The organism is Bradyrhizobium sp. (genome assembly GCF_049586575.1).
In the GTDB taxonomy this organism is placed as follows: domain Bacteria; phylum Pseudomonadota; class Alphaproteobacteria; order Rhizobiales; family Xanthobacteraceae; genus Bradyrhizobium.
In genome coordinates this window covers 1-2,813 of record NZ_JBAVCF010000132.1, presented here as the reverse complement: position 1 = coordinate 2,813, position 2,813 = coordinate 1, and the positions used below count along the sequence as shown (strand labels likewise).

Below are 2,813 nucleotides of genomic sequence, written 5' to 3'. Positions count from 1 at the left end.
GTCTAGCGTGAGGGCGAATTACTTGAGCGGATCACAGAGCAACTTTTGAGCAGTGGGGAGCATCGTGTCGGAGCAACCTATGACAAGTGACCGTTCTTCTGTTCTGTGGAGCCGGGCCAGCTTCCTCAAAGCCGCGCTCGGGACGGCCTGCGCCGGCGCAATGGTGAGATTGGCGCGGGCGGCGGGTGATCCGGTCGTGCAGATCGCGGCTTCGCGCGGGGTGGTCTCCGCCCCGATCTGGAACGTTTCGAACCATGCCGCGCGTTATGGCTTCCGCGTCCAGATGTCGGTGCTCTTCACCTACGCCGACCAGCAGCGAGCCGCCCAGAACAACCAGACCGAGCTCGCCACCACCGGCATCAACAATCCGGCGATCGTCGCCGACCAGGGGATTACCAATCTCCGCTACATTTCCGGCCAGCAATTCGGCGGCCAGAATCTCGTCCTGCGCAAGGGCGTGACGGCAGACACGTGGAAGGCGCTGGAAGGCAAGACCATCGGCGTGGTGCCGGGAACGTATGCGCGCGTGCTGTTTCTGGTCGCAGCGCAGGAGGGCGGCGCCGATCTGGACAAGATCAAGATCGTCAACGTTTCGGTCGGCGCAACGGCGCTCGAGGCGTTGCGCAAGGGCGATCTCGACGGCTTCGTGCTGTTCGCGCCCATGACTGACCAAGTGGTGGTGGAAGGGATCGGCTATTATCCGCCCAAGCTGGATATCGGCGCTTGCTCTCTGGGTCCCGCCAACGGGGGCATTTTGGCCAACACCGCGTTCCTGAGCGACAAGGCGCTCACTCTGAATTTCATGAAGGCGTATCTCGACAGCGTCCATGAAATGCAGAACGAAGCAGCCTTCGTGAAGGTCGCGACGCAATTGGCGGGCATCAAGCCGGAGGTCGCGCAGGAAGCCTTCCGCAATCTCTACTTCAGCGAAACGATCGACGTGAACGCGATCACCGCGGCGGCAAAACTAGGACCCCGATTCGGCTATACGAAGTCGGATGTTTCGGACAAAGTGGCGTCCGTCATTGATTTTGGACCGCTGATGCGCGCGACGGGCAAAACGCAGGCCGAGCTCACCGGCACGCCGCCGGCGGCGCAGAAACTGGTCCGTCGCTGACGGATATGCATCCAGCTTCGTTGTCGCAACCCGCGGGCCTCGTTCGGGTCGGGCCAAAAGCCCCGCAGTTTGACGCAACGGCAGACGCTGCGCGGAGGAAGATCTGGCGCCTCGCGCGTCGCATCGCGCTGCCGGCGGCCATCCTCATTGCCTGGGAAGCCGTCACCGCGGCGCAGTGGGTGTCGAGCGCCTCGCTGCCATCACCGCTCGCCGTCGCCGCCGCCTGGTGGGAGTGGATTTTCGGTCCGCGCCAGGCGCTCGCTTGGTATTCGGGCACGTGGGTCCTTTACCTCCTCATGAGCCTCGAACGCGTTGCGGCCGGCTTCGCGATTGCCGCCGCCGCCGGCGTTTCGCTCGGAGTGCTGATCGGCTGGTATGCCGTTGTCGAGGACCTTTTCGACGGAACGATCAACTTCCTGCGGGCGGTGCCGATGACCGCCTGGGTGCCGTTCGCCGTCTTCCTTTTCGGCATTCACGAATCGGCGGCGATCTTCCTGATCGCGTTCGGGTCGTTCTTTCCCATCGTCGTCAATGTCGCGGCAGGCGCGCGGCAGACGCCGCGTATCCTCATTCGCGCCGCGCGCATGCTCGGCACGCCGCCGCGGAAGTTGCTGCTGCGCGTGGTGCTGCCCGCCGCGCTTCCCTCCATCTTTACAGGTCTGCGCGTCGGACTCGGTTTGGCCTGGGTCCTTGTCATCGTCGCCGAGATGCTGGCCGTGCAGGGCGGTCTCGGTTACGCGCTGTGGTCGGCGTATCAGTTCAGCCGGCTGGATCTCATCCTCGCCGCGATCGTAAGCGTGGGCGGCCTTGGCCTCGCATCAGACCGCCTGATCTCGTTGCTGGCGCGGCGGATTCTCCGCTGGCAGACGGGGAGCATGGGCCAATGAGCAATCAGGCTCCGTTCATCGCCTTCCGCAATGTCTACAAGAGCTTTCGCGATGCCCGCGAAGGCCGGCTCGTGCACGCGCTCGATAACATATCGCTGGAGATCGAGCGCGGAGCGTTCGTCACTGTCATCGGACCGAGCGGCTGCGGAAAAACGACGCTGCTCAACCTATTGGCCGGCTTCGAGCGGCCGAGCAGCGGCGAGGTCCTGCTCGAAGGCGAGGCGATCGAGCGTCCGGGCGCCGATCGCGGCGTCGTGTTCCAGGAATACGCGCTGTTTCCCTGGTTGACGCTGCGGCAGAATGTGGAATACGGCCCCCGCGAACGCGGCATTCCGGCGCCGCGCGTTCGCGAAATCACTGATCGGACAATTGACATGGTGAAGCTTGCAGGCGCCGAGAACAGGTACCCGCACGAGCTGTCGGGCGGCATGCGCCAGCGGGCGGCGATCGCGCGCGTGCTGGTCAACGACCCGAAAATCCTTCTGATGGACGAACCTTTTGCCGCGCTCGATGCGCAGACCCGCGCCCGCCTGCAGCAGGAGGTCGCACGGATGTGGATGGAAACCCGCAAGACGGTCTTCTTCGTCACGCACAGCGTCGAGGAGGCGGTGCTGCTGGCGGACCGCGTCATCGCCATGACGGCGCTCCCCGGGCGATTGAAGGCCGATGTGGAAATAAAACTTCCTCGGCCCCGCGATCCGACGTCACCATCGTTCAACGATCACCGGAGAGAACTGGAATTGCGTCGAGCACGGAAATAAAGAGAAGGTCTGGTTCACCACTGCGGGCAAAATCGCGCAATACTGTGT

At 63.8% G+C, this 2,813-nt stretch carries 3 protein-coding genes; all 3 read left to right on the top strand.

Features of this window, described 5'->3' with window-relative positions:
- Window positions 1–79: 79 nt before the first annotated feature.
- The 3 genes from WB528_RS04830 to WB528_RS04820 are packed head-to-tail and all read left to right on the top strand — an operon-like array spanning window position 80 to window position 2,765.
- Window positions 80–1,117, top strand: coding sequence for an ABC transporter substrate-binding protein (locus WB528_RS04830; protein ID WP_423887289.1), 1,038 nt, complete (start codon window positions 80–82; stop codon window positions 1,115–1,117).
- A 20-nt stretch (window positions 1,118–1,137) separates the two neighbouring features.
- Complete coding sequence (locus WB528_RS04825; RefSeq protein ID WP_423887288.1) at window positions 1,138–2,004, top strand: ABC transporter permease; 867 nt, start codon at window positions 1,138–1,140, stop codon at window positions 2,002–2,004.
- Window positions 2,001–2,765, top strand: coding sequence for an ABC transporter ATP-binding protein (locus WB528_RS04820; RefSeq protein ID WP_423887287.1), 765 nt, complete (start codon window positions 2,001–2,003; stop codon window positions 2,763–2,765). Before WB528_RS04825 ends, WB528_RS04820 begins: the two co-directional genes overlap by 4 nt.
- Window positions 2,766–2,813: the final 48 nt, after the last annotated feature.